The sequence below is a fragment of the Microbispora sp. H10949 genome (genome assembly GCF_014161435.1).
Lineage (GTDB): Bacteria > Actinomycetota > Actinomycetes > Streptosporangiales > Streptosporangiaceae > Microbispora > Microbispora triticiradicis.
In genome coordinates this window covers 139,099-165,252 of sequence record NZ_JABBWZ010000012.1, presented here as the reverse complement: position 1 = coordinate 165,252, position 26,154 = coordinate 139,099, and the positions used below count along the sequence as shown (strand labels likewise).

Genomic DNA, 26,154 nt, shown 5'->3' with positions numbered 1-26,154 from the left:
AGAGCGAACCTGATGACCCCCCGATGGCTGATCACCGGTGCCGGCGGCATGCTCGGCAGCACCCTGGTCGCCGTGCTGCGGGCCGGACGGCACGAGGTCGTGCCGCTGGACCGTGCCCGGCTGGACCTGAGCGACCCGGCGGCCGTGCGGCCGGCCGTCCGCGAACTGCGGCCGGACGTGGTGGTGAACTGCGCCGGCTGGACCGCCGTCGACGACGCGGAGACCCACGAGGAGGAGGCGCTCGCCGTCAACGGCGACGCCGTGCGGGTCCTCGCCGAGGCGTGCGGCGAGGTGGGCGCGCGGCTCGTGCAGCCGTCCACCGACTACGTCTTCGACGGCACCGCGCGGCGGCCGTACGCGGAGGACGCGCCGACGGCTCCGCTGAACGCCTACGGGCGCACCAAGCTCGCGGGCGAACAGGCGGTCCTCAAGACGCTGCCCGACTCCGGCTACGTCGTGCGCACGGCGTGGTTGTACGGCGCGACCGGCGGGAACTTCGTCCGCACCATGATCCGGCTGGCGGGCGAGCGGCCGGCCGTCGACGTGGTGGACGACCAGTTCGGCCAGCCGACCTGGACGGACGACCTGGCCCACCAGATCATCCGGATGATCGGGGCCGGCGCGCCCCCCGGCGTCTACCACGGCACGAGCTCCGCGAGCACCTCCTGGCACGGCCTGGCCCGCGAGGTGTTCACGCTGCTCGGCGCCGACCCGGACCGGGTGCGTCCGGTGGCCTCCGCCGCCTTCCCGCGACCGGCTCCCCGGCCCGCCTTCGGCGTGCTCGGCCACGCCGCCTGGTCCCGGGCGGGGCTGGCGCCGATCCGCCACTGGCGGGACGCGCTGCACGCCGCCTGGCCCTCGCTGGTGGCCTGACATGTACCTGTCCGAGGCGCGAACGGGGGACACGCGGCCCCGGGACGAACGGACGTCCGGACGGCGTCCGCTGCGGGTCGTCACGGGCAACGTCCTGGCGATCGGGATGGTCAGCCTGCTGACGGACGTCTCGTCCGAGATGGTCACGGCGATCCTGCCGCTCTACCTCGTCTTCGGCCTGGGCATGAGCACGGTGCAGTTCGGGGTGCTCGACGGGGTGTACACGGGCGCCACCGCCGTGCTGCGCCTCGCCGGGGGACACGTCGCGGACCGGTTCCGGCGGCGTAAGGCGGTCGCCGGAGCCGGCTACGCCCTTTCGGCGGTGACCAAGCTCGGGTTCCTGCTGGCCGGCCGGTCGGCGCCCCTCCTCGGGCTCGTCATCGGCGTCGACCGGGCGGGCAAGGGCCTGCGGACGGCCCCGCGTGACGCGATCATCTCGCTGAGCGCGCCGTACGAGGCGCAGGGCCGCGCCTTCGGCGTGCACCGCGCGCTCGACACCGCCGGGGCCCTCGCCGGTCCGCTCGTCGCCTTCGGCGTGCTGGAACTGGCGCTGGGCTCCTATGATGCCGTCTTCGTCACCAGCTTCTGCGTGGCCGTCCTCGGCGTGCTGGTGCTCGTGTTGTTCGTCCGGGAGCCGGACGGGGTGGCGCGCGGGCGTGCGCGGGTCTCGCTGGCCCAGGCCACGGCGTTGCTCGGTCCCGGGCCCTTCCGGCGGGTGCTCCTCGCCGTCGTGCCCCTGTCGCTGACGACGATCAGCGACGCCTTCCTCTATCTCCTCGTGCTGGAGCGGCTCGACGTCGCCGCGCGGTGGCTGCCGCTGCTGCCGGTCGTCGTGTCCGCGCCCTATCTCCTCGCCGCCGTGCCCGCCGGCCGGCTCGCCGATCGTCTCGGCCGGCCGAAGGTCGTCCTCGGAGGGTACGGCGCGCTGCTCGCCTGCTACCTCCTGGTGCTCGCCGCGGACCATCCGGTGGTGTCCGTGGCCGTGCTGCTGCTGCGGGGGCTCGGCTACGCGGCGACGGACGGCGTGGTCAGCGCGCTCGTCGGGCCGCTCCTCCCCGAACGGCGCCGGGCCACCGGGCTCGCCGTCGTGCAGACCGGCCAGGCGCTCGCCGCGATGGCCGCCTCCTGGATTTTCGGCGTCCTGTGGTCCTGGCTCGGGCCGCGGGCCGCCGTCGGCGTCATGGCGGCCGGGCTGGCGATCACGCTCGTGGCCGCCTTCCTCGTTCTCCCCAGAAATGGAGGTACCGGTGAAGAGTAGACATCGCGGTACGTCGTACGGCCGCCGGAGGGCTGAGCTGTGACCCGTCTCGATCGGCTCCGCGCCGCCGACCCCGCCGCCGCCGACCTCGTCGACCGCATGGTCGCCCTGTCGATCCGCGGGCTTCCTCCGGGCTACTCCGACGGAGAGTTCGTGTTCACCCGCCGCGGCCGGCGCGGGCCCGACGGACGGTGGACGGCAGTGCCGGAGGGGCGCAGCGTCAGGTACAGCGCCATCGTCGCGCTCGGGGTCGCGGCCCTGCCGGAGGACGGGCAGCGCGCCGCGCTCGCCGGCGACACCGCCCTCGACCTGACCGGGCACCTGGTCAAGCGCCTGCCGGAGGTGACCGGACTCGGCGACGTGGCGCTGATCTGCTGGGCCGCGGCCGAGAGCGGGCACGGCGACCTCGGCCTCGCCCTCGCCCGGCTGGCCGAGGTCGAGGACGCCCTCGACGGACCGGTCCCGACGGTCGAGGCCGCGTGGGCCCTCTCCGCGCTGGCCGCGGCGACGGCGGCTGGGGAGACCTCCGGCCTCGGCGAACGCCTCCGGAAGGCTCGCGGACGCCTCCTTGCGGGGCTCGGCGAGGACCGGCTCTACCGTCACGTGATCGGCTCGGCGCCCTGGTACCGGGCTCATGTCGGCTGCTTCGCCGACCAGGTCTACCCGCTGCAGGCCCTCGCCCGGCTGCACGTCGTGAGCGGCGGCGACCCGGAGGCGCTCGCCGCCGCCGAGCGCGTGGCGGCGGGCATCTGCGGGGTCCAGGGACCGCAGGGCCAGTGGTGGTGGCACTACGACGCCCGTACGGGTGAGGTGGTCGAGGGCTACCCGGTGTACAGCGTCCACCAGCTGTCCATGGCGCCGATGGCGCTGCTCGACCTCGCGGACGCGGGCGGCACGTCGCACCTCGACGCGATCCGCCTGGGGCTGGGCTGGATGACCGGGCGACCGGAGACCGGCGAGGAACTGATCGTCGAGGAGCTCGGCCTGACCTGGCGCAAGGCCGCCCGGGAGGATCCCCGCAAACTCGTCAGAGGCGTACGCGCGATGTCCACGGCGGTCAGCAGGGGCACGCGGATCGGCGTGCTCGACAGGGTCTATCCGCCCGTGGCGGTCGACCACGAGTGCCGGCCGTACGAGCTGGGGTGGCTGCTCTACGCCTGGTTGTTCGAGGAGCTCGCGAAGTGAGGGCGCCCGCCGTGGTCTTCGGGACGCCGATCGATCCGCTCACGCTGCGGGACGCGGTCGAACGGTGCGTGTCCGCCGTCGAGACGCGCTCGTTCCTGTCGATCGGCATGGTGAACGCTGCGAAGCTCGTGCACATGCGGGCCCAGCCGGAACTGCGGCGGTCCGTCGTCCAGTGCGACATGATCCTGGCCGACGGGCAGGCGGTCGTGTGGGCCGCCCGGCTGCTCGGCCGGTCCCTGCCGGAGCGGGTGGCCGGCATCGACCTGTTCACGTCACTGCTCGGGGAGAGCGAGCGCCGCGGCCACCGGGTGTTCTTCCTCGGAGCGACCCGCGAGGTGCTCGACGCGTTGCTCGCGGAGATCCGCCGGCGCCACCCCGGTCTGGTCGTGGCCGGAGCCAGGGACGGCTACTTCTCGGAGGAGGAGGCGGGCGCCGTGGCCGAGGAGATCCGCGCGGCGGGCACCGACCTGCTCTTCCTCGGCATGTCGTCGCCCAGGAAGGAGAGGTTCGTCGAGGCTTGGGGCGAACGCACCGGCGCCTGCGTGGTGCATGGCGTGGGCGGCTCCTTCGACGTGCTGGCAGGGGTCGTCAGGCGGGCTCCCCTCGCCTGGCAGCGGGCCGGGCTGGAGTGGCTCTACCGGCTGCTCCAGGAGCCCCGGCGACTAGGGCCGCGCTATCTCCGCACGAACGGGGCGTTCATCCGCATGACCGCGCTGGAGCGGATGAGGGGGGCGAGCGCCGCGGCGCCGAGGCCCGCCCGGCCGGATCTGGGCGTTTCGGTGATCGTGGTGACCTACCGCAGCGCGGGTTATGTGACCGGTTGCCTGAAAGCCGTGGACAGGGCGCTCGAACACGCGCGCGGCGAGGGGATCACGGGAGAGCTCGTCGTCGTGGACAACGCCTCCGGCGACGACACGGTGGACGTGGTGCGGGGGGCGGCGCCCGGCGCCCGCATCGTGGCCCGCGAGGAGAACGACGGCTTCGCCGGGGGGTGCCACGCCGGCGCCCGGATCGCGCGGGGCGGGCATCTGCTGTTCGTCAACCCCGACGCGGAGCTGGAGCCCGGCGCGGTCACCGCGCTGCTCGACGCGGCGCGGCGGCACCCCCACGCCGGGATCATCGGCGGCAGATGCGTCACCGAGAGCGGGGAGAGCGACCCGCGCTCGTGGTGGGGCCGGCCGACGCTGTGGTCGGCGCTCTGCTTCGGCCTGGGCCTGAGCACGGCCTTCCCCGGCCACCGGCTCCTCGACCCCGAGACGCCCCGGCCGTGGGCCGCCCCGGCGCCGGGCGGCGCTCCGGAGGAGTCGCGCGTGCCGATCGTCACGGGGGCGATGATGCTGGTGGACCGGCATGCCTGGGACGAGCTCGGCGGGTTCGACCGCGCGTTCTTCATGTACGGCGAGGACGCCGACCTCTGCCTGCGGGCGGCGCGGATGGGCTACCGCCCGATGGTCACCTCCACGGCGGCGTTCGTGCACCCGGGCGGCCTCTCGTCGAGCAGTCTGCGCAAGCAGGTCATGCTGCACACGGGGAAGGTCACCCTGATCCGGCGGCACTTCACGCCGGGCACGCGGTGGGCGGCGGTCCTGCTGCTGAAGTCGGGGGTGCTCCTGCGGGCGGTGCTGAGCAGATGGATGAGTCCGCCCGACGCGGCCAGGCAGGGGCGTCCCACGTCGCGCCGGGACGACTGGCGCGCGCTGTGGGCCGCCAGGGCGCAGTGGACGCGGGGATGGCCGTCCCGATCGCCGTCATGACCGGCCTCCGCGACGCCGGCGGGACGGCGTCAGCGACTGCTGTCGTCCCTGAGCCAGGTGGTGAAGTCCCCGCGCCGTACGGCTCGACGGGCACGCGTGCGGGCGAGCAGGGTCACCGCGAGGAACACGGCGAGGTGGGGGACCAGCCGGGGGGAGCGGGCCATGCCCACGAGGTCGCGCACCCCGGTCCGCGCCGTCCGCCCGCCCGGACTCCCGTCCAGCTCCGCCACTCCGGTCACCGCCCGGACCCGACGGCGGATCAGGTCGCCGAGGGTGCGCGGCGGGTGGACCACGACCCTCGCCGTCCCCGTCACCGCCCGCTCGTGCGGCTGGAACGCCAGGGAGGCCGCCAGGTCGTCGGCCATGACGGAGGGGAGGGCGTCGAGCCGCGCCTGGCCCTCCTCGCCGACGGCGATGACGCCCCGGCCGAACAGTCCCGCCCGCACCTCGGGCAGGCGGCTCCAGACGGCGTAGTAGGAACGCACCGGCCAGGGCCGGTCCGCCAGCGGGAGCGCGCGCTCGGGTGCCGTGGCGAGGACGCCGTCGGCCCTCAGCGTGGCGCACATCGCCCGCGCGTCGGTCGTGCCGAGCTCGACGTCCGCGTCCACGTAGAGGATCGGGAAGACACCCGCCGCGGCGGCGCCCATGCGCAGCGCCTCGCGCTTGGACGGCACGGGCGTCTCCAGCACGCGGACCCCCGGGAAGCCGCGGGCGACGTCCGCGGTGCCGTCCGTGCAGCCGTTGGCGACCACGACGACGTCCATCTCGCCCGGCTCGGCGTCACGGAGCAGCCCGGAGAGCAGCCGCCCGATCACGGTGGCCTCGTTGTGCGCCGGGACGACGACGGTCATGGCGGCCGGGGCGGTCTCGGTCATGGACCGGATTATTCACCGAACACCCGAGGAGTGGCATGACTACCGAGGAACCCGTTATCGCCCCTTCGGCGGACGTCGACCCGAGCGCGGCGATCGGCAGGGGGACCCGGGTCTGGCATCTCGCGCAGGTCCGCGAGAAGGCGCGGATAGGCGTCTCCTGCATCCTCGGGCGGGGGGCGTACGTCGGCCCCGGCGTCGTGCTGGGCGACAACGTGAAGGTCCAGAACTACGCGCTCGTCTACGAGCCCGCGGTGCTGGAGGACGGCGTCTTCATCGGCCCGGCGGCCGTGCTGACCAACGACCTCTACCCGCGCTCGGCCGACCTGACCGGACGGCTCAAGCGCGACGGGGACTGGGAGGCCCGCGGCGTCCAGGTGCGGGAGGGGGCGGCCGTCGGAGCGCGGGCCGTGATCGTCGCCGGACGGACGATCGGCCGGTACGCGCTGGTCGCCGCCGGCGCGGTGGTGACCCGGGACGTGCCCGACTTCGCGCTGGTCGCGGGCAACCCGGCGCGGCGGATCGGGTGGGTCGGGCGAGCGGGCCGGCCGCTCACGCCGTCCTCGGACGGCGGATGGATCTGTCCGGAGACGGGCGAGCGGTACGTGGAGGACGCGGGGCTGCTCGCCCTCGCCTGAAACAGACGGCAGAAAGCGCCCGATCAGCACTGAAACAGCCCTGGCGGCCGTCGGGCAGGGCACGGCGAGCGCTTCGCGAGACGCCGGATGCCAGGGGCGGAAAGCGGAGAAGTGACGATGAGCACGCGGACGCGTCTGGTGGCCCTGGCGGCCGCGGCGGTCCTTCTGGCGGTCGCGGCGTGGGTCTACACGGCCAACGCGGCGAAGCGGGTGCGGCAGGAGACGACGACGGCCGCGGCGTCCTCCCGGCCCGGCCGGGTCGACCTCGACGGGCCCGGCCGGTTGGTGTTCGTGACCGCCGGGGCGGGTGGCGGAAAGGTGGCCTCCACCGGCCTGCCGTCCGGTCCGGTCCCCGCGGACGGACCCCGGGAGGTGTCGGGGCTGGAGTGCGTGCGTTTCTACACGGCGGCCGGCTCGGGCGTCTGCCTGACGGCGGTGCGCTCGGCGGTGGCCAGGTTCTACGCGGTCATGGTGGACGCCCGGCTGCGGGAGACGCGGCGGATCGAGCTGCCGGGGGCGCCGAGCCGCGCCCGCGTGTCGCCGACCGGCCGCATGGTCTCCTGGACGGTCTTCGTCAACGGGGACTCCTACGCCGGCCTTGGCTTCTCGACCCGCACCGGCGTCCTCGACACCAGGACCGGCGCCCTCGTCGAGAACCTGGAGGCGTTCACGCTGGTGATGAAGGGCAAGGTGCACCGGCCGGCCGACCTGAACTACTGGGGGGTCACCTTCGACCACGACGACAACCGCTTCTACGCGACGGTGTCGACCGGGGGCTCCACCTACCTGGTGCGGGGTGACTTCGCGAGGCGCCGGATGGAGACGGTGCGGGAGAACGTCGAGTGCCCGTCGCTGTCCCCGGACGGGACGCGGGTCGTCTACAAGAAGCGGGTCGCCGACGGCACCGCGATGTGGCGGCTGCACGTCCTCGATCTGCGCAGCGGACGCGACGTCGAACTGGCCGAGACCGCCTCCGTCGACGACCAGGCGGCCTGGCTCGACGACCACGACGTGATGTACGCACGGGTACGCGGCGAGAACACCACCGACGTCTACACCGTGCCCGCCGACGGCTCCGGGACGCCCCGTCCGCTCCTGCGCGACGCCCGTTCCCCCGCGGTGGCGGGGTGAGCGATGGATCGATCCATCTGGTCCCTCAAGCCGGTAAACCAATGTGGTTCAGGTGACGTCGATTATGTGGGTTTTCTCTGGTGTACGTCCGGCGTCCGATGCGCCTGCGGCACCTACTTTGTAAGGAACGTCAATGAGACTTCGAGTCGCCATCCTCGGCGCGCTGTTCGCCGTGTTCGCGATTCCCGTTCCGGCGCAGGCCGCGGGGGCCTGCGGCCCAGGTGGAAACGCGATTACCTGCGAAAATGAGATTTCGGGGACATCTCCGGACGAATGGGATTCAGAGCGCGATACATCCGACGGATCCACTATTGAGGGATATTCCGACCAATTCAGCGTCGCCTCCGGCGCCACGGTCAACTTCAAGATCCGTACGAGCGCCACGGCGTTCACGGTGAAGATTTACCGGCTCGGCTACTACCAGGGCAACGGCGCGCGTTTCGTCACGGAGCTGACGCCGAACGTCGCCGTCGCCCGGGCCAACCCGGCCACCTGCCCCACCAACGACACCACCGGTCTCACCGAGTGCTCCTGGAACACCGCGGCGAGCTGGGCGGTCCCGTCCGGCCAGATCTCGGGCATCTACTTCGCCCACCTCGTGCGTACGGACGGCACGACCGACGGCAACAAGATCGTGTTCGTGGTGCGTGACGACGCCAGCACCAGCGCCCTGCTCTTCAAGACCTCCGACACCACCTGGCAGGCGTACAACGACTGGGGCGGCAACAGCCTGTACGGCGGCAGTGCCAACACGGCCACGGGCCGCGCCGTCAAGGTGAGCTACAACCGCCCGTTCCACAACCGTGTCGGCACGACCGCCCGGGACTACCTGTTCAACGCCGAGTACCCGATGGTCCGCTTCCTGGAGCGCAACGGGTACGACATCAGTTACGTCGGCAGCATGGACGTGGCCCGTAACCCCGGCGCGCTGCTGCACCACAAGACCCTGCTGTCGGTCGGCCACGACGAGTACTGGTCGGGGGCCGAGCGCGACGCCTTCACCGCGGCCAGGGACGCCGGGGTCAACCTCGCGTTCTTCAGCGGCAACGAGGTCTTCTGGAAGACCCGGTGGGAGAACGGCGCCGGCGACGCCCCGTACCGGACGCTGGTCAGCTACAAGGAAACCCACGACAACGCGAAGACCGACCCGTCCGGGACCTGGACGGGCACCTGGCGCGATCCGCGCTTCAGCCCGCCGGCGGACGGCGGCAAGCCGGAGAACAGCCTCACCGGCACGTTGTGGACGGTCAACTGCTGCACCTACGCCATGACCGTCCCCGCCGCCGACGGCAGGCTGCGGCTCTGGCGCAACACGAACCTGGCCACTCGCGCCCTGCTCGGTCAGCCCACGACGCTGCCCGACGGCACGCTCGGATACGAGTGGGACGAGGACGTGGACAACGGGTCGCGCCCCGCCGGCCTGTTCCGCATGTCGAGCACGACGGTGGACGTCCCGGCGAAGATCCAGGACTGGGGCACGAACGTGGCGGCCGGCACCGCCACCCATAGTCTGACGATGTACCGCGCGGCGAGCGGAGCCCTCGTGTTCGGCGCGGGCACCGTCCAGTGGGCGTGGGGCCTCGACGCCGAGCACGACGGCGACACCCCGGCCGCCGACCCGAACATGCAGCAGGCCACGGTCAACGTCCTGGCCGACATGGGCGTGCAGCCCGCCTCGCTGATGCCGGACCTCGACGCGGCCGCCGCGTCGTCCGACCACACCGCCCCGACGTCGACGATCACCAGTCCGCTGCTCAACGCGTCGCTGAACAGCGGGGCCACGGTGACCGTCACCGGGACCGCGTCCGACTCGGGCGGCGGCAGGGTCGGCGGCGTGGAGGTCTCCACCGACGGCGGCGCCACGTGGCATCCCGCGAACGGCCGTGAGAGCTGGTCCTACACCTGGACGGCCACCGGGTCCGGCACGGTGAACATCAAGAGCCGGGCGGTCGACGACAGCGCCAACCTGGAGACGCCCGGCGCCGGGCGCAACGTGACCGTCAAGTGCCCGTGCAGCCTCTACCCGCCCTCCTACGTCCCGACGGTCCCGACGGGCACCGACACCTCGGCCCTGGAGCTCGGCGTGAAGTTCCGCCCGTCGGTCAACGGCTGGGTCACCGGCGTCAGGTTCTACAAGGGCACGGGCAACAGCGGGACCCACACGGGCTCCCTGTGGAAGACCGACGGAACGCTCCTCGCCACCGGCACGTTCGTCAACGAGACCGCGACCGGATGGCAGACGCTGGTCTTCCCCGGCGCCGTCACCGTGACCGCGGGCACCACCTACGTCGCCTCCTACTACGCGCCGGTGGGGCGCTACTCCTCGACCCCCGCAGCCTTCTGGGGCCAGTCGTACTCGCGGGCGCCGCTGACCGCGCCCAGCACCGCGGAGGCCGACGGCAACGGCGTCTACCGGGTGGGCGCCGGATTCCCCAACAGCTCCTACCGGGGCGGCGACTACGGCGTGGACGTCGTGTTCGCCACCCAGGACACGTTCCCGCCGAGCGTCGTCAACGCGACGCCGTACGCCGGCTCCTCCAGCGTGCCGACGAACGCGACCCCGACGATCACGTTCAACGAGCCGATCCAGAGCGGCTTCGGGACGCTCACGGTCAAGGGCCCGGGCGGCGTCACGATCCCCGGCACGGCGGCACTCGACGGCTCGGCCGCAAAGCTGACCTTCACCCCGTCGGGGGCGCTCGCCGCGAACACCGGCTACACCGTGGCCGTCAGCGGGACCAAGGACACGGCGGGCAACACCATGCAGGGGACCTACAGCTTCACCTTCGTCACGGCGAAGGCGACGCTGCCCCCCGGGCAGTGCCCGTGCTCCATCTGGGACGACCTCGCCCTTCCCGCGACGGCGAGCACGAACGACCCCAGCGAGGTGGAGCTCGGCGTGAAGTTCCGCGCCTCCGTCGACGGTCTTGTCACCGGCATCCGCTTCTACAAGGGCGTGGCGAACACCGGTACCCACATCGGGACTCTGTGGTCGGCCGCGGGCACCGCCCTCGCCTCGGCCACCTTCAACAACGAGTCGACCCTCGGCTGGCAGGAGGTGACCTTCTCCTCGCCGGTGCCGGTCACCGAGGGCACCACCTACGTCGCGTCGTACCACACCATGGCCGGCAACTACGCGGTGACGAGTTCCGGGCTGTCCTCGGCCGTCACCCGGGGGCCGCTCACGGCGCTGGGCAACGGCCAGGATGGGGGCAACGGCGTGTACGCCTACGGCTCCCGGCGGTTCCCCACCGGGTCGTGGGGGGCCTCGAACTACTGGGTCGACGTGATGTTCTCGGTGCCGCCGGACGTCGCCGCGCCGACCGTCGCGCGAAAGGCGCCGTCCGACGCCGCCACCGGCGTCCCGGCCTCCACCGCCGTCAAGGCGACCTTCAGCGAGGCCGTGCAGACCGGCACCCCGGTGATCACGGTGGAGGGGCCGGGCGGCGTGCTGGTCAGCGGCGGCGCCTCGCTCGACCCGACCAGGAAGGTGCTCACCTTCACACCGGCCGCCGCCCTCGGCGACGGCAAGCAGTACACGGTGCGGGTGAGCGGAGCCAAGGACGACGCGGGCAACACCATGGTGCAGACCCAGTGGTCGTTCACGACGACCGGCGCCTGCCCGTGCTCCATCTGGGAGAGCGACGCCGTTCCCGGCAACGTGGCCGAGAACGACGCCTCGGGGATCGAGGTGGGCGTCAAGTTCCGGTCCGACGTGGCCGGTGAGATCACCGGGATCCGCTTCTACAAGGGCCCGGGCAACACCGGAACGCACATCGGCAGCCTGTGGGCGGCCGACGGCACGCGCCTCGCCACCGGCACCTTCTCCACCGAGACGACCGGCGGCTGGCAGACGCTGCTGTTCACCACCCCGGTGCCGATCGCCGCCGGCACGACGTACGTCGCGTCCTACTACGCGCCGAACGGCCACTACTCGGGAGACGGGGGTTACTTCAACTCCGGTCCCGCCGTCAACGGCCACCTGACCGCGCTCGCCAACGGCGGCGGATCGGCCGGAAACGGTGTGTACGCCTACGGCGGCGCGTCCCAGTTCCCGCAGAACACCTACAACGGCGCCAACTACTGGGTCGACGTCGTCTTCCACCCCTAGGCAGAGGCGGCGGGCCGTGCCGGGAAGCGGCGCGGCCCGCCGCCCTGTGTCTCGACAGAAGGGACAACAGTGTCTTCACCGATCGGGCTGGCCGTCATCGGCGCCGGGTACTGGGGGCCGAACCTGGTCCGCAACGCGCAGGCGACGCCCGCACTGCGGCTGGAGTGGCTCTGCGACCTGGACCTCGGCCGGGCCCGGTCGGTGCTCGGGTCCTACTCCACGGTGCGGGCCACCGCGTCCGTCGAGCAGGTGCTCGCGGACCCGTCCGTGGCCGCCGTCGCCATCGCGACCCCGGCGGCCACCCACTTCGAACTCGTCCGCGCCGCGCTCGAAGCCGGCAAGCACGTGCTGGTGGAGAAGCCCCTCACACCGGACGCGGAGGAGGCGGGCAAACTGGTCGAGCTGGCCGAGGAGTCGGGCCTGGCACTCATGCTCGACCACACCTACTGCTACACCCCCGCCGTCCGGCACATCCGTGAGCTGGTCCGCGGCGGCGGCGTGGGCGACGTCCAGTTCATCGACTCGGTCCGCATCAACCTCGGGCTGGTCCAGCCCGACGTGGACGTCCTGTGGGATCTCGCGCCCCACGACCTGTCCATCCTCGACTTCGTCCTCCCCGACGACGTGCGGCCGATCGCGGTGGCGACGCACGGCGCGGATCCGATCGGAGCGGGCCGCACCTGCGTGGCCTACCTGACCCTCTGGCTGTCCACCGGGAGCATCGCCCACATCCACGTCAACTGGCTGAGTCCCACGAAGATCCGGACGATGGTGCTCGGCGGTTCGCGCCGCACGGTCGTCTGGGACGACCTGAACCCCTCCCAGCGGGTCGGCGTCTACGACCGGGGCGTGGACCGGCGGCCCGGCGAGCTCGGCCCCGACGAGCGCCACCGTGCCCTCATCTCCTACCGGCTGGGTGACATCCATGTGCCGGCCCTGCCCGAAGGCGAGGCCCTGCGCGGGGTGATGAGCGAGTTCGCGAGCGCCATCGCCGAGGGCCGGGCGCCGCTGACCGACGGACGTTCCGGGCTGCGGATCCTGCGTTTGCTGGAAGCGGCGTCCCGCAGCCTCAACAATGGTGGCGTACGGGTCGAACTGTGATCATCCCCCCGCCCCCACTCGGTGATCCGACCAATCGAATGAGGAGTCAATGACACACGCGTACCCGGCACTGACCGGCAGCCGGTGCCTCGTCACCGGAGGCGCGGGAACGATCGGATCGGCCGTCGCCGACCAGCTCGCGCGGGCCGGAGCCGGTGAGATCGTCGTCCTGGACAACCTCGTCCGCGGCCGCAGGGAGAACCTGGCGCAGGCGGGCGGGGCGGTGCGCCTGGTCGAAGGCGACATCCTGGACCGGGACCTGGTCAGGAGCCTCACCGAGGGCGTGGACTACGTCTTCCACCTGGCGGCCATCCGCATCACCCAGTGCGTGGAGGAGCCCCGCCTGGCCAACGACGTGCTGGTCAACGGCACGCTCAACGTGATCGAGGCGGCGGTGGACGCGGGCGTGCGCAAGGTCGTGGCCTCCTCCTCCGCCTCCGTCTACGGCCTGGCCGAGGTCTTCCCCACCTCGGAGAACCACCACCCGTACGACAACGACACGCTCTACGGCGCGGCGAAGCTGTACAACGAGGGCATGCTGCGCAGCTTCCGGGCCACGCGCGGCCTCGACTACGTGGCGCTGCGGTACTTCAACGTCTACGGCCCCCGGATGGACGTCCACGGGCTCTACACGGAAGTGCTCATCCGGTGGATGGAGCGGATCGCCGGAGGGCAGCCGCCGCTGATCCTCGGCGACGGCAAGCAGACGATGGACTTCGTCTACACCGAGGACATCGCGAGGGCCAATCTGGCCGCGGCGGCGGCCGACGTGAGCGGCGAGGTCTTCAACATCGCCGGCGGCACCGAGATCAGCCTGACCGGCCTCGCCGAGGCCCTGCTCCGCGTGATGGGCAGCGACCTGCGGCCGGAGTACGGGCCGCCGCGCCAGGTGAACAACGTCACGCGGCGGCTCGCCGACATCTCCCGCGCGGTGGAGCTCCTCGGCTGGAAGCCGGAGATCGGCCTGGAGGAAGGGCTCTCCCGCCTCGTCGCCTGGTGGCGGGAGGCGACGGCCGCGGCGGCGGGTGGCCGGGCGCGGTGAGCGAAGGGCTCCTCGTCTACTTCGCGGGAAGCCACTACGACGGCTCCGTGGCGGGCACCGACCGCCACATCGCCGACCGCCTGGCCACCGGACGCGACGTGCTCTACGTCAACCCGCCCGTCGCGGTCGCGGCCCGCAGGCGGAGGCCGGAGCTGGCGGGCACGCTGGCACGCCCGCCACTGGACGCGGCGGGTCCCGGCCTGACCCTGCTCACCGTCCGGGTGCCGCCCGCGCGCACCCGGCCGGGCGTCTACCCGCTCGGCGTCGCGCTGACCCGCCGTGCGGTACGGCGGGCGCTGCGCGGCCTGGGACGGCGGGCCGACGCGGTGATCGCCGCGAACTACGACGACGTCCTCGGCACGGCCGAGGGCGCGCGCACCCTGTTCTACGCCACCGACGACCTGGTGGCCGGCGCCCCGATGATGGGACTGCCGGTGCGGACCATGATCAGAGCCGAGGCGCGGCAACTGCGCAAGGCGGACGCGGTCGCGGTGGTCAGCCCGGCGCTGCGCGACCGGTTCGCCGCGCTCGGGCGGGCCGCCGAGCTGGTCCCGAACGGCTGCGACGTGTCCGCCTACGCGGATGTGGACGACGCGCCGCCTCCCCCGGACGTGCCATTCACTCCCGCGGACGGCCCGGTCGCGGGGTTCGTGGGCAACATCAACGAGCGGACCGACATCGCGTTCCTGGAGGCGGTGGCCGTCGCCGGACCGCTGCTCCTCGTCGGCCCCCGGAAGCCGGGCTTCGCCCCCGGCCGGTTCGACGAGCTGATCCGGCGGCCCACCGTCCGATGGGTGGGGCACAAGCCCTTCACGGAGCTTCCGTCCTATCTGCGGATGATCGACGTGGGACTGACGCCGTACGCCGACACCCCGTTCAACCAGGCCAGTTTTCCGCTGAAGACGCTGGAGTACCTGGCGGCGGGCCGCGCGGTCGTCTCCTCCGAACTGCCGGCCACCGCGCTGCTGCGGAGCGAGCCGGACGGCCGCGAGCTGATCAGGACGGCCCGCTCGCCGGAGGAGTTCGCCCGGGCCGTCGCGGAGGCGGCGCGGGAGCCGCGCACCCCCGGCCTGGCCGGGCGCCGCAGGGCCTTCGCCGCGCGGCACGACTGGTCGCAACGCGCCCTGGCGCTGGCCGGGCTGCTCGACAACGAGACGAGGGAGGTGTCACGGGCGTGATACCCGTGATGAAGCCGTGGTTCGGGCCGGAGGAGGCGGCCGCGGTCGCCGCGGCGGTGGAGTCCGGCTGGGTGGCCCAGGGGCCGAGGGTCGCGGAGTTCGAGGCGGCGTTCGCGGCGAGGATGAGCGCCGCCCACGGCGTCGCCCTGTCCTCCTGCACGACCGCGCTCCACCTCGCACTGCTGCTCGCCGGGGTGGAGGAGGGCGACGAGGTCGTCGTGCCCTCGCTCTCCTTCATCGCGACGGCCAACGCCGTCCGCTACCTCCGCGCGGTTCCCGTCTTCGCGGACGTCGAGCCCACCACCGCCAACCTCACCCCGGAGACCGTGGAGGCGGCCCTCACCGGCCGCACCCGCGCGGTGATCCTGGTGCACCAGGCGGGCACTCCGGCGGACGCCGACGCGGTGCGCGCGGTCTGCGAGCCGCGGGGGATCGCCGTCGTCGAGGACGCCGCGTGCGCCGCGGGCTCGGTCTACAAGGGCCGTCCGGTCGGCGCGGACGCGCTGGTGGCCGCGTGGTCGTTCCACCCGCGCAAGCTCCTCACCACCGGCGAGGGCGGGATGATCACCACAGGGAACGGGGAGTGGGCGGCCCGCGCCAGGCGGTTGCGCGAGCACGGCATGAGCGTCAGCGCGGCCGACAGGCACGCCGCCGGCGCCACCCCCATCCTGGAGCAGTACCTGGAGACCGGCTTCAACTACCGCATGACCGACATGCAGGCCGCGCTGGGCCTGGTCCAGCTGGCCAAGCTCGACGCGATGGTCGCCCGCCGCAGGTCGCTGGCCGCCCGCTACCACGACCTGCTGAGCGACATCCCGGGCCTGTACGCGATCCGCGACCCGCGGCACGGCGAGACCAACTACCAGGGCTTCTGGGTCCTGCCGCCCGAGGACTTCCCGGTCGGCCGCGACGAGCTGCTGCGGCTCCTCGGCGAGGCGGGCGTGTCGGCCCGGCGCGGCATCATGGCGGCTCACCTGGAGCCCGCGTACGCCTCCGACGCGAAGGCCGACCTGCCGGTCACCGAGCGGCTCACCCGCGACTCGCTGATCCTGCCGCTCCACCACGACCTGACCGAGCGGGACCAGGAGGTCGTGGTGGGAGTCATCAGGGCGGCGAGCCGGGCATGAGGATCCTCGTCTACCCCCACACGATGGAGGTCGGGGGCAGCCAGCTCAACGCCATCGAGCTCGCGGCGGCCGTACGCGACCTCGGACACGAGGTCATGCTGGTGAGCGATCCCGGGCCGCTCGTCGAGCGGGTCAGGGCGGCGGGGCTGGAACACGTCGAGCTGGACCCGGCGAGGCGGCGCCCCGATCCGCCCACCATCCGGATGATCAGAAGGCTGGTCGCCGAGCGGGGCATCGACGTCGTGCACGGATACGAGTGGCCGCCGGGGCTGGAGGCGTACTTCGCCACGTTCGGCAGGTCGCCCGCCGCGGCCGTGTGCACGGTGATGTCCGCCGGCGTCGCGCCGTTCCTGCCCCCCGAGCTGCCGCTCGTCGTGGGTACGGAGGAACTGCGGAAGCTGGAGGCCGGGCGCCGCAGGTACGTGCGTCTCATCGAGCCGCCGGTGGACGTCGTCGCCAACGCGCCCGGCGTCCCCTCCGGGGAGTTCACCGCCCGCTTCGGGCTGGGGGACGACCGGCTCAACGTCGTCGTGGTGTGCCGCCTCGTGCCGGAGCTCAAGCTGGAGGGCCTGCTGACGGCCGTCGACGTCGTGGGCCGTCTGGCCGCCGAACTGCCGGTCCGGCTGGTCGTCGTCGGCGACGGCGCGGCCCGCGACCAGGTGGAGCGGCGGGCCGCCGAGGCCAACGCCAGGGCGGGTGAGCGGGTCGTCGTGCTGACCGGCGAGCTGTTCGACCCCCGACCGGCGTACGCGTGCGGCGCGGTCGCGATCGGCATGGGCGGGTCGGCGCTGCGCGCCCTCGCCTTCGGCTGCCCGCTCGTCGTGCAGGGCGAGGCGGGGTTCTTCGAGACGCTCACCCCGCGGACCGTCGACCGCTTCCTCACCGGCGGCTGGTACGGCCTCGGGAACGGCGCCGCCGAGGGCCCTCGCAGGCTGGAGGAGGCGCTTCGCCCGCTGCTGACGGACGCCGGGCTGCGGACCGAGCTCGGCGCCTTCGGCCGCTCGCTCGTCGTGGAGCGTTTCAGTCTCCAGAGCGCGGCCCGCGTGCAGGAGGGTGTCTACCGGGACGCGCTGACCGGGACGGGCCCGCGCGGCTCGCTGCGGTCGGCGCTCGGCTCGTCGGCCGCCGTGGTCGGCTACAAGGTGCGCCGCAAGTACGCGCGGGCGCGGGGCCGGGCGCCCGCCGACGACTTCAACGCCGTGGCCGCGGCCCGTGCCACCCCCCGGGAGCCGATGGCGGACAAGTGGTGAGCCGGTTACGGAGCATCCGGGTGCGGGACGGCGACTCTCTTTTCGGGCAGGCGTCCCGGGCCCTCGGCTGGAGCCTCGTCAACACCGTCGTGGGAAGGCTCAGCACGCTCGCCATCGGCATCGTGCTCGCCCGGCTGCTCGGGCCGGCCGAGTTCGGCACGTTCGCCGTCGCCATGGTGGCCCTGCTGGCCGTGCTGAGCTTCAACGAGCTGGGGGTGAGCCTGGCCATCGTCCGCTGGCCGGGGGACCCGAAGGAGATCGCTCCCACGGTCGCGACCATCTCCCTCGTCTCCAGCGGCCTGATCTACCTCGCCTGCTTCGCCGGCGCGCCGGCGTTCGCCGCGGCCATGGGCAATCCGCAGGCCGCGCCCGTCGTGCGGCTGCTCGCCCTCAACGTGCTGGTGAGCGGGGCGGTGGCCGCCCCCGCCGCCATGCTCCAGAGATACTTCAGGCAGGACAGGAAGGCCGTCGCCGACCAGGTGAACAACTGGCTGGGCGCGCTCGTGTCGATCGCCCTCGCTTTCGCCGGATGGGGCGCGATGAGCCTCGCGGTCGGGCGCCTGGCCGGGGCCGCCGGGTCGGCCCTCCTGTACATCGGATTCGCGCCCGGCGGGCTCCGGCTCGGGTTCGATCTCTCGGTGGCCCGCAGGCTGCTGCGGTTCGGCCTGCCGCTCGCGGGGTCGAGCATCGTCGTCTTCCTCGTCGCCAACCTCGACCAGTTCGTCGTGGGGCATCTGCTGGGGGCCACCGCCCTCGGCTTCTACGTGCTGGCCTTCAACCTGTCCAACTGGCCGGTGAGCGTGTTCTCCCAGCCGGTGCGCAGCGTGGCCCCCGCCGCCTTCGCCCGGCTGCAGCACGACCCGCCGGCGCTGCGCGGGGCCTTCACCTCCACGGCCGGGCTTCTCGTCGCGGTGACGGTGCCCGTGTGCCTGCTGCTGGCCGGGGCCGCCGGACCGCTCGTCCGGTTCGTCTACGGCCCGGTGTGGGAGCCGGCCGCCTCCGCCCTGGTGTGGCTGGCCGTCTTCGGCGCGCTGCGGATCGCCTACGAGCTGGTCTACGACTACTTCGTGGTGCTCGCCTGCTCACGGGTGGTGTTCACCGTGCAGGTGATCTGGCTGGTCCTGCTCGCCCCGGCGCTCGTGGTAGCGGTGCGCGCGTACGGCTTCGCCGGGGCGGGCGTCGCGCACGTCGCCGTCGCGGTGCTCGTCGTGCTGCCCATCTACCTGCGCGAGCTGAGACGGGTCGGGGTCGGCGCGCTGGGCCTGGCGGCGAGCGTCGCGCCCGGCGTCGCCGGCGGCCTGCTCGCCGGGCTGGCCGCCGCGCTGATCGCCTGGTTTATCAGGATCGACGTGGTGGCCCTGCTCCTGGCGGGGTCCGTCACGCTGGCGGTGGTCGGCGCGCTCGTCTACCTGAAGAGGGGGGCGCTGCGCGGCCTGCGGGGCGCCGGCGCGGTGGCGGCGGAGGCCGCGACGTGATCCCCGAGGATCTGGTGCTCGTCGGGGCGGGGGGCTTCGCCAGGGAGACCGCCCAGCTGGCGCTGGCGTCCGCCGGCCGATGGCGGCTGCTCGGCTTCCTCGACGACGACCCGGCCCGCCATGGGACCCTCGTGGACGGCCTGCCCGTCCTCGGCGGCGTCGCCGCGCTGCCGGACCACGCCCGGCTCGTCGTCTGCACCGGCAGGCCGGACGACTACGCCAGCCGCCTCAGGATCGTGGCACGGCTCGGCCTGCCCGCCGAACGGTACGCCACCCTCGTCCACCCCACCGCCGTGGTGTCCGCCACCTCCCGGGTGGGTCCCGGATCGGTGGTGCAGGCACAGTGCGTGCTGACCGCCTCGGTCGAGGTGGGCGCCCACGTCGCGGTAATGCCCCACGTCACCCTCACCCATGACGACGTGGTGGAGGACTTCGCCACCATCGCCTCCGGCGTACGGCTGGCGGGTGGGGTGCGGATCCGCCGCGGCGCCTACCTGGGCGCCGGGGCGCTCGTCCGGGAGAACCGTACCGTCGGGGCCTGGTCGCTCGTCGGCATGGGATCGGTCGTGACCAGGGACGTGCCCGAGGGCGAGGTGTGGGCGGGCAACCCCGCCCGGTACCTCCGTCCGGCGCCCGTGAATCCAACGTGACAGCCTCATGGCAGAAGGAGCTTCTGTGATCCCGTTCGTCGACCTGCGGGCCGCTCACGAGGAGGTGGCGGAGGAGATCGACGCCGGCTTCGCCCGCGTGCTCGGCTCCACCGCCTTCATGCAGGGGCCGGACGTGGCCGCGTTCGAGGAGGAGTACGCCGCCTTCAGCGGCGTCGCGCACTGCGTCGGCGTCGCGAACGGCACCGACGCGATCGAACTCGCGCTGCGAGCGCTGGGGGCGGGACCCGGATCGGAGGTGGTCCTGCCCGCCAACACGTTCGTGGCCACCGCCGAGGCGGTGCTCAGGGCGGGGGCACGGCCGGTCCTCGTCGACGCCGAGCCGGCCCGCCTGCTGATCGACCCGGACCGGCTCGCCGCCGCGATCACCCCGAGCACCGCGGCGATCGTCCCCGTCCACCTGTACGGCCGGCTGGCCCGGATGGACCGGATCGCCGAGGTCGCCGGCGACGTTCCGATCCTGGAGGACGCCGCCCAGGCCCAGGGCGCGACCCGCGACGGAGTCGGCTCCGGCGGATTCGGAGCCATCGCCGCCACCAGCTTCTACCCCGGCAAGAACCTCGGCGCGTACGGCGACGCGGGCGCGGTCACCACCGGCTCGGCCGAGCTGGCCAGAAGGGTGCGCCTGCTGGGCAACCACGGCAGCGTCGTGAAATACCGGCACGAGACGCTCGGCTTCAACTCACGCCTCGACACTCTCCAGGCCGTGGTGCTGCGGGCGAAGCTGCGGCGGCTCGCCGAGTGGAACGACCGGCGGCGGAGGGCGGCGGCCCGTTACGGCGAGTTGCTGGCCGACCTCGTGGACGCGGGCGTGACCCTCCCGGCCTCTCCTGAGGAGGCGCTGGGCACCGACCATGTCTGGCACCTCTACGTGATCCGGGTGCCCGACCGCGACCGCGTGCTCGCCGGTCTGCACGAACAGGGGGTGCAGGCCCAGATCCACTACCCGGTGCCGGTGCACCTCCAGCCGGCGTTCGCGGACCTCGGGTATAGCGCGGGCGACTTCCCGGTGGCCGAGCGCGCGGCCGGAGAGATCCTCTCCCTGCCGATCTTCCCGCACATCACTCCGGAGCAGCAGGAGGAGGTGGCCGGGGCGCTCCGTAAGGCGCTGTGACCTCCCGCCCGGGGCCCGGCGGCATCGGCCGCTCAGGCGGCGGTGACGACTTCGAGCGCCTGCCGGGCGGCCCGGTCCCAGCTGAACCACTCCACGGTCGCGGCGGCGTCCTTCCGGCACCGGGCGTAGAGCCCGTCGTCGTCCAGGATCCCGGCGATCGTCTCCGCCAGCTCGGCCGGGTCGTCGCCGCAGACCAGGCCGCCGTTCTCACCCGGGCGGATGATCTCCGGCATGGCGAAGGCGTCGCGGCCCACGCACGGGACGCCCCGGGCGAGGGCCTCGGCGAAGACGATCCCGAAGGCCTCCAGATGTGACGGCATGACGAACAGGTCGTGCTCGTCCCACAGCGCGGCGACCTCGGCGGGGGGCAGTTGCCCGAGGAACCGGACGCCCTCCGGCGGCTCACCGGGCAACGGCCAGGCGGGGGGTCCCGCCACGGTGAGGGTGAGGGACGGGTCGAAGTCGCGGCGCAGCAGCCGGGTGGCCGCGACCACCAGCGCTCCCGCCTTGCGCCGGAAGTCACCGCCCACGAACAGCAGCCGCCGCCGGGGACGTTCCCGTTCGGGCAGGGGACGGGAGGGGTCGCCCACGGACGTGATGCCCGGATGCACGACGTGCACCTTCCCGGCGGGCAGCCCGGTCACCTCCACGAGCGTCCGGGCGAACCAGGAGCTCATCGCCAGCACCCCCGTCGCGCGCGCGTAGATGTCGAGCTGGCGCTCGCGCCTGCGGCGCATCATGCCGGGCGAGATGTTGGGCAGCACGGCGTGCCGGTTGTCCGGGTCGTGCACACTGAGCAGCGCGTCGTAGCTCAGGTCCTGGTAGAGGAAGAAAGGCGCCGGCAGCGGCGCGATGTCCTGGATCTGCAGGACCGCCTCGCAGTCCGAGCCCCGCAGCGAGCGCAGCAGCGCCCTGCGGCAGTACTCGTCGGTGATCCTCGAGTACTTCCACGTCGTGGCCAGCCGGCCGTGGCGGGGCCGTACGTGGGCGGCGCGCAGGGCGGTGCGGACCGTCCTCGGGATCTCCACACCGAGATCAACCAGGTCGGCCCGTTCGCGCATTGCCGCGCGCAGGTTCCAGGGAGTGTACGACCAGGTCCTGCGTGGATCCTCGTCCCACAAGCAGGCGAAGCCAACGCGGGGATACGGCGACATACGCGCCTCCATACGGGTCGGTGATGCGCCACAGCGCGCCCGCGCAGCCGATCAGCAGGAAGGCGGAGCTGACGGCGACGGGGAAGGAGAAGGCGTCGAACGTGCCGCACGTCACCGCGAACACCGCGATGCCCGCCGCGAGGGCCTGGCCGAGATGACGGGTCGGCGCGTCCGCGGACTTGCGTCGCGAGCGGCGTGCGACGGTCCACCCGCACACGAAGATGAGCAGCACGGCCGACAGCCCGAACGCGCCCGTCTCCACCAGCGTCGCGAGGTACTGGTTGTCCAGGATCCGGTAGACGTGCGGCAGGAAGGTGCCGACACCACGGCCGAACAAGGGGTGCTGGGAGAAGTACTCGGCCACCGCCGCGTAGTCGTCGGTGCGCGCGGTGGCGCTGGAGTCCTCGTTCATCCCGAGGAACATCCGCTTGAACGTCCCCAGCAGGCCGGGCACCGCCACGCCCATGACGCCCGTGAACATCAGCAGGGCGACGTAGGCGGCGTGCCGCCACGCTCTCGGCCAGGTGGGCATGAGGACGGCGAACGTGACGGCCATGCCGAGCACCGCGGTCCGGGACACGGTCAGCGGGATGGCCACCGCGAGCGCCGCCACACAGAAACGGTTGGACCAGCGCTTCGCGGCCGGGCCGTACAGCATGGTGTGGAGGGCGAGCGGCAGCGCCATCGCGAGGGTCGCGGAGAACTCGATCGGGTGGATCGTCGTCGAGGTCGGCCGGTTGAAGCCGTCGCGGTTGTACAGCGAGATGAACGTCCCGTTCACCTTGAGCCCGGGAAACGCCAGATACTGCGACAGGTCGAACGCCGTGGCGAACTGGACGATCCCCACGATGGCCACGAACGTCGCCCCCATGACGAACCTGCGCAGCAGCACGTCGAGGCGCTCGCGGTTCGGGATTCCGTCGGCGGCCAGCAGGGCGATGCCGCACCAGCCGATCACGGGCAGCAGCGACGTGTTGGCCGCCTGCAGCTCCGCCGGGGAGATCGGCCGGGTCGTGGCCGCCACGAAGCTGGCCAGGATGGCGCACACGTAGACGAAGATCGAGGTCCGGACCGGCTGCCGCCCCCGCAGCGGCGTGGAGCGCTCCGTGAAGATCGACGCGCAGTACCAGCCGAACGCCACCGCGGCGATGAGGATCGCGGGGGTGCCTGCGGAGCCGAGCGGGCCCACCACGTATCGCGACGGGATCAGCACGAGCGCCACGACCAGCAGGCTGAGCACGGTCACGGCGTCCACGGAGAAGGGCAGCCGCCGACGCGGCGCCTCGTCGTCGAGAACCGGCTCGGAAAGGTCGCTCACGCCGTCGACCGCACCGTTGACCATGCCTTCCGCCGCGCCCTAGGGGTATCTTCTCGTGTTCCGGCCATCGTCGGTCTCCCTCGGCCAGGCCGTGTCGGTCCGGTCGCCGGCCGCGTTCGGGTTCCCGTCGGGATTCGCGCGGGGGGTTCTGCGCGTGCCCCGGGTCCTGCTCCGGCTCGAACCCTGCCCGTCCCTCCTCGGGCGAGCCGGCTCCGGCGGATTCCCGCTCGCCGGCGGGCGGGCGGGGGCGGCCGCCGCGGGCGGCCAGACGTGGACGGCCGTGGGCGCGTCGTCGTCCAGCCGGAGCCGTTTCGGCGCGAGCCCGCCGTTCGGGTCCGGGACGCGCTTGGGCTGGATCGGCCGGCGCGGGTTCTTGATCGACTCGATGATCAGCGGCGCGCCGACCGTCAGCATGAGACCGACCGCGAGTACTCCCACCAGCGACCGGATCTTCGACGTCGCCACCCGCTCCGGCTTCTTGCTCTTGGTGAGCACCGAGAGCCGGACCTGGGATATGGAGCTGTTGGTCTTCTGGAGGTCGTCGAGCGCGGCGGGGATCCTCTTGAGGATCGCCTCCATGGTCGCCTGCGCCATGGCGGGGTCGCTGTGGGTGACGGTCACCTTGAGCAGGGGGGCGCGGCTGTCGGGCGGGATCTGCGTCTCGTACGTACCGGTGAGACCATGCTGCGCGAGGTCCTGCGCGGTGAGCTCGTCGTCGACCGCGCGGCCGACCAGTTCCGCGGTGATCGACAGGGACCCGTCGAAGGCCAGGTACGGGTTGCCACCGGTGTTCTTCTCGGCGATCTGCCTCGACGTGAGGAACACGACGGTCCCCGAGGACTCGTAGGTCCAGGGCACCAGAAGGTATCCCGCCGTCACGGCCGCGATCGTGAGCACCAGCAGGGGAATCGTGATCGTCCATCGGCGCGCGAGGACGAACACGGCCTCCATCAGGTCCACCGGACCTCCATCAACTTCCACCCCGCGTGAATAGTCGTGACGCCGGTGTGCTCATGCGGGCGGTACCGGACGGGCCGTCCCTGGACCGCCGGACCGTTCCCAGGTAAACGGACCCACAAAGTGTCCCCTACGACAGGAGGTTCCGCCAGCCGGGCCGGGGAAGCGCGCGCCCTGATTCGCGATGCGCCCCGAGTCGCGTGGTGCAACAATGGCACGTTCAGACGGTCCCTTGCACCCCGCTTGGAGCGTTCCGTGACTATTCGCCACATATTCAGGGCGATTTTCCGGCATCCGCTGGTGGTGCTGTTCGTCATCGTCGCGATCGGCGGCCCCGGATTCTATGTCACGGAGCTGGCCCCCGCTTCCTACCAGGCGCACAGCGTGGTTTCCGTGGTGCGGCAGGGCGAGGAGACCAAGTTCACCTCCAGCACGATCGGCACGGCCGAACTGCTGGCGGCGTCCTTCGACGACGACAGGTCCCGGGACGAGGTGGCCAGGGCGGGCGGGCGCGCGGACTACCGGGTCGTGATGGACAACCAGGGCAGCGAGGAGGTGCCGACCCACGACCAGCCGTACATCGTGGTCGACACCTTCGCCCCCGCGGCCGCCGAGGCGGAGAAGGCGATGACCGTGCTGGTCCGGGCGATGCGGGTCAGGCTGGCGTCCTGGCAGATGTCCGCGGGCGCCGACGACGACTACTACCTTCTCCGACTGAAGAACGTGGCGAGCACCCGGAAGGCCGTCGAGGTGCCCAGGCACACCAAACAGGCCGCCGCCGTCCTCGCTCTGCTGGTAGTCATGGTCGTGGTGAAGAGCGCAGTGGTGGCGGACCGGGTGCTCGCCTCCCGGCGAAGCTGGCTCCGGTTGCGCAGAGCGCCGGCGGCGGCACCGCCGCCGCGGGCTCCCGTACCGTCGCGATGAAGGGACAACGTATGGCACCGGCAGGGTGGGGGAGGCTGGTCGCGGCCCTTCTCGCGGGCGCCGTCGTCGGCGGAGCGGTCGTGTGGCTGGTGGCCGTGCCGCGTCCCGGCGAGGAGCGGGAGAGCCTGCACGTGCGCGCGACGGCCACGCCGTCCTCCCGCGCCTCCGGCGCCATCGACGCGTCCCGGTGGCCGAACGCGAAGACGACGGGGGTCGGCGACATCCAGCTGATCCCCAACCCGGTCCTCCGGGTGACCACCCCGGGCGAGGTGATCGACGGCTACGAGGTCCACGGAGACATCAGCGTCGAGGCCGACGACGTCGTCATCCGCCGCACCCGGGTCGTCAGCGACTCCCACCAGGGCTGGGGGATCATCCAGCGGCAGGGCGTCGGCGGCCTGGTGATAGAGGACAGCGAGATCGTCAGCACGCCGGGACACAAGATCGACCAGGCGGTGCTCAACTTCGGCGGCATGCTGACCGTCCGCCGTACGAACATCTCCGGAACCGCCGACGGCGTGGTCACCTCGCACGGCCTCATCGAGGGCAACTACATCCACGACCCGTCGCCGGGCAAGGACGACCACGTCGACCTGATCCAGGCGGGGAGCGGTCCCGCGGCCGGCCTGAAGCTGATCATCAGGAACAACACCCTGTTCAACCAGCAGGAGCAGACCTCGGCCGTGGGCCTGTTCCAGGACTTCGGCGCCCCGCACGACGTCCTGATCGAGGGCAACCTGCTGGGGGGCGGCGGCTACAGCCTCTACGCGGGGCGGGGGGCCGACGACAAACACGCCACCAGCAACATCAAGGTCATCAAAAACGTCTGGACCCGGCAGATCTTCCCCAAGGGCGGCCGATGGGGACCGGTCAACGCTTGGGAGTCCGCCGGGCGCGGTAACGAGTGGCGGGACAACGTCTGGCTCGACACCGGCCGTCCGGTGGAGCCGTGAGGACGGATAATTCCGACACTCGGTTTGTTTAACTGAAAAATAGACGAACTCTGCCATTCTTGTTGTCTCGC

The 26,154-nt window shown here is 72.5% G+C and carries 21 protein-coding genes; 17 read left to right on the top strand and 4 right to left on the bottom strand.

The window, feature by feature from the left end; genetic code table 11:
- Positions 1-12: 12 nt before the first annotated feature.
- The 4 genes from rfbD to HHX40_RS28930 are packed head-to-tail and all read left to right on the top strand — an operon-like array spanning position 13 to position 5,070.
- Positions 13-873, top strand: coding sequence for a dTDP-4-dehydrorhamnose reductase (gene rfbD, locus HHX40_RS28945; protein ID WP_182883106.1), 861 nt, complete (start codon positions 13-15; stop codon positions 871-873).
- A 1-nt stretch (position 874) separates the two neighbouring features.
- Positions 875-2,131: an MFS transporter gene (locus tag HHX40_RS28940; protein ID WP_182883105.1), complete on the top strand. Its 1,257-nt coding sequence runs from the start codon at positions 875-877 to the stop codon at positions 2,129-2,131.
- A gap of 39 nt (positions 2,132-2,170) precedes the next feature.
- Positions 2,171-3,316 (top strand): hypothetical protein, encoded by a 1,146-nt coding sequence (locus HHX40_RS28935; RefSeq protein ID WP_182883104.1) that lies wholly within the window; start codon positions 2,171-2,173, stop codon positions 3,314-3,316.
- Complete coding sequence (locus HHX40_RS28930; RefSeq protein WP_182883103.1) at positions 3,313-5,070, top strand: WecB/TagA/CpsF family glycosyltransferase; 1,758 nt, start codon at positions 3,313-3,315, stop codon at positions 5,068-5,070. The genes HHX40_RS28935 and HHX40_RS28930 overlap by 4 nt, the downstream gene beginning before the upstream one ends.
- A 29-nt stretch (positions 5,071-5,099) precedes the next feature.
- Here HHX40_RS28930 and HHX40_RS37970 read toward each other — a convergent pair whose 3' ends face one another.
- On the bottom strand, positions 5,100-5,945 hold the full coding sequence (locus HHX40_RS37970; RefSeq protein ID WP_220499699.1) for a glycosyltransferase: 846 nt from the start codon (positions 5,943-5,945) through the stop codon (positions 5,100-5,102).
- 35 nt (positions 5,946-5,980) lie between these two features.
- On the opposite strand from HHX40_RS37970, the gene HHX40_RS28920 reads away from it, so the two are divergent.
- The 11 genes from HHX40_RS28920 (at position 5,981) to HHX40_RS28870 (ending at position 20,777) form a co-directional block, all read left to right on the top strand.
- Entirely contained in the window at positions 5,981-6,580 is a 600-nt protein-coding gene (locus HHX40_RS28920; RefSeq protein ID WP_111700623.1) for an acyltransferase, read from the top strand.
- 117 nt (positions 6,581-6,697) lie between these two features.
- The gene (locus HHX40_RS28915; RefSeq protein ID WP_182883102.1) at positions 6,698-7,711 is read left to right on the top strand and encodes a TolB family protein; all 1,014 of its coding nucleotides are present in this window, start codon (positions 6,698-6,700) and stop codon (positions 7,709-7,711) included.
- Between the two features lie 394 nt (positions 7,712-8,105).
- Positions 8,106-11,822: a DUF4082 domain-containing protein gene (locus tag HHX40_RS28910; protein WP_182883101.1), complete on the top strand. Its 3,717-nt coding sequence runs from the start codon at positions 8,106-8,108 to the stop codon at positions 11,820-11,822.
- Between the two features lie 69 nt (positions 11,823-11,891).
- Positions 11,892-12,923 (top strand): Gfo/Idh/MocA family protein, encoded by a 1,032-nt coding sequence (locus HHX40_RS28905; RefSeq protein WP_111700626.1) that lies wholly within the window; start codon positions 11,892-11,894, stop codon positions 12,921-12,923.
- Between the two features lie 49 nt (positions 12,924-12,972).
- Positions 12,973-13,965, top strand: a complete 993-nt coding sequence (locus HHX40_RS28900) for an NAD-dependent epimerase/dehydratase family protein (protein WP_182883100.1) — start codon at positions 12,973-12,975, stop codon at positions 13,963-13,965.
- Positions 13,962-15,143 (top strand): glycosyltransferase, encoded by a 1,182-nt coding sequence (locus HHX40_RS37965; RefSeq protein ID WP_182883099.1) that lies wholly within the window; start codon positions 13,962-13,964, stop codon positions 15,141-15,143. The genes HHX40_RS28900 and HHX40_RS37965 overlap by 4 nt, the downstream gene beginning before the upstream one ends.
- Positions 15,140-16,270 carry a DegT/DnrJ/EryC1/StrS family aminotransferase gene (locus tag HHX40_RS28890; RefSeq protein ID WP_208758779.1) on the top strand — a complete coding sequence of 377 codons (1,131 nt, stop codon included), beginning with the start codon at positions 15,140-15,142 and terminating at the stop codon, positions 16,268-16,270. The genes HHX40_RS37965 and HHX40_RS28890 overlap by 4 nt, the downstream gene beginning before the upstream one ends.
- Positions 16,267-17,520, top strand: a complete 1,254-nt coding sequence (locus HHX40_RS28885) for a glycosyltransferase family 4 protein (protein ID WP_182883098.1) — start codon at positions 16,267-16,269, stop codon at positions 17,518-17,520. Before HHX40_RS28890 ends, HHX40_RS28885 begins: the two co-directional genes overlap by 4 nt.
- Positions 17,517-18,995 carry an oligosaccharide flippase family protein gene (locus tag HHX40_RS28880; protein WP_220499698.1) on the top strand — a complete coding sequence of 493 codons (1,479 nt, stop codon included), beginning with the start codon at positions 17,517-17,519 and terminating at the stop codon, positions 18,993-18,995. The genes HHX40_RS28885 and HHX40_RS28880 overlap by 4 nt, the downstream gene beginning before the upstream one ends.
- Positions 18,992-19,645: an acetyltransferase gene (locus tag HHX40_RS28875; RefSeq protein WP_208758777.1), complete on the top strand. Its 654-nt coding sequence runs from the start codon at positions 18,992-18,994 to the stop codon at positions 19,643-19,645. The genes HHX40_RS28880 and HHX40_RS28875 overlap by 4 nt, the downstream gene beginning before the upstream one ends.
- Before the next feature lie 25 nt (positions 19,646-19,670).
- Positions 19,671-20,777, top strand: a complete 1,107-nt coding sequence (locus HHX40_RS28870) for a DegT/DnrJ/EryC1/StrS family aminotransferase (RefSeq protein ID WP_220499697.1) — start codon at positions 19,671-19,673, stop codon at positions 20,775-20,777.
- Positions 20,778-20,809: 32 nt separating this feature from the next.
- Here the strand turns inward: HHX40_RS28870 and HHX40_RS28865 are convergent, their stop codons facing one another.
- From HHX40_RS28865 to HHX40_RS28855, 3 genes are read right to left on the bottom strand one after another with little or no spacing between them, the layout of a single operon-like run.
- Positions 20,810-21,838, bottom strand: coding sequence for a glycosyltransferase family 4 protein (locus HHX40_RS28865; RefSeq protein ID WP_182883096.1), 1,029 nt, complete (start codon positions 21,836-21,838; stop codon positions 20,810-20,812).
- Positions 21,813-23,249 (bottom strand): O-antigen ligase family protein, encoded by a 1,437-nt coding sequence (locus tag HHX40_RS37960; protein WP_182883095.1) that lies wholly within the window; start codon positions 23,247-23,249, stop codon positions 21,813-21,815. The genes HHX40_RS28865 and HHX40_RS37960 overlap by 26 nt, the downstream gene beginning before the upstream one ends.
- Before the next feature lie 39 nt (positions 23,250-23,288).
- On the bottom strand, positions 23,289-24,209 hold the full coding sequence (locus HHX40_RS28855; RefSeq protein ID WP_182883094.1) for a hypothetical protein: 921 nt from the start codon (positions 24,207-24,209) through the stop codon (positions 23,289-23,291).
- Between the two features lie 252 nt (positions 24,210-24,461).
- On the opposite strand from HHX40_RS28855, the gene HHX40_RS28850 reads away from it, so the two are divergent.
- Positions 24,462-25,130: a hypothetical protein gene (locus tag HHX40_RS28850; protein WP_182883093.1), complete on the top strand. Its 669-nt coding sequence runs from the start codon at positions 24,462-24,464 to the stop codon at positions 25,128-25,130.
- Positions 25,131-25,141: 11 nt separating this feature from the next.
- Entirely contained in the window at positions 25,142-26,083 is a 942-nt protein-coding gene (locus HHX40_RS28845; RefSeq protein WP_182883092.1) for a hypothetical protein, read from the top strand.
- Positions 26,084-26,154: the final 71 nt, after the last annotated feature.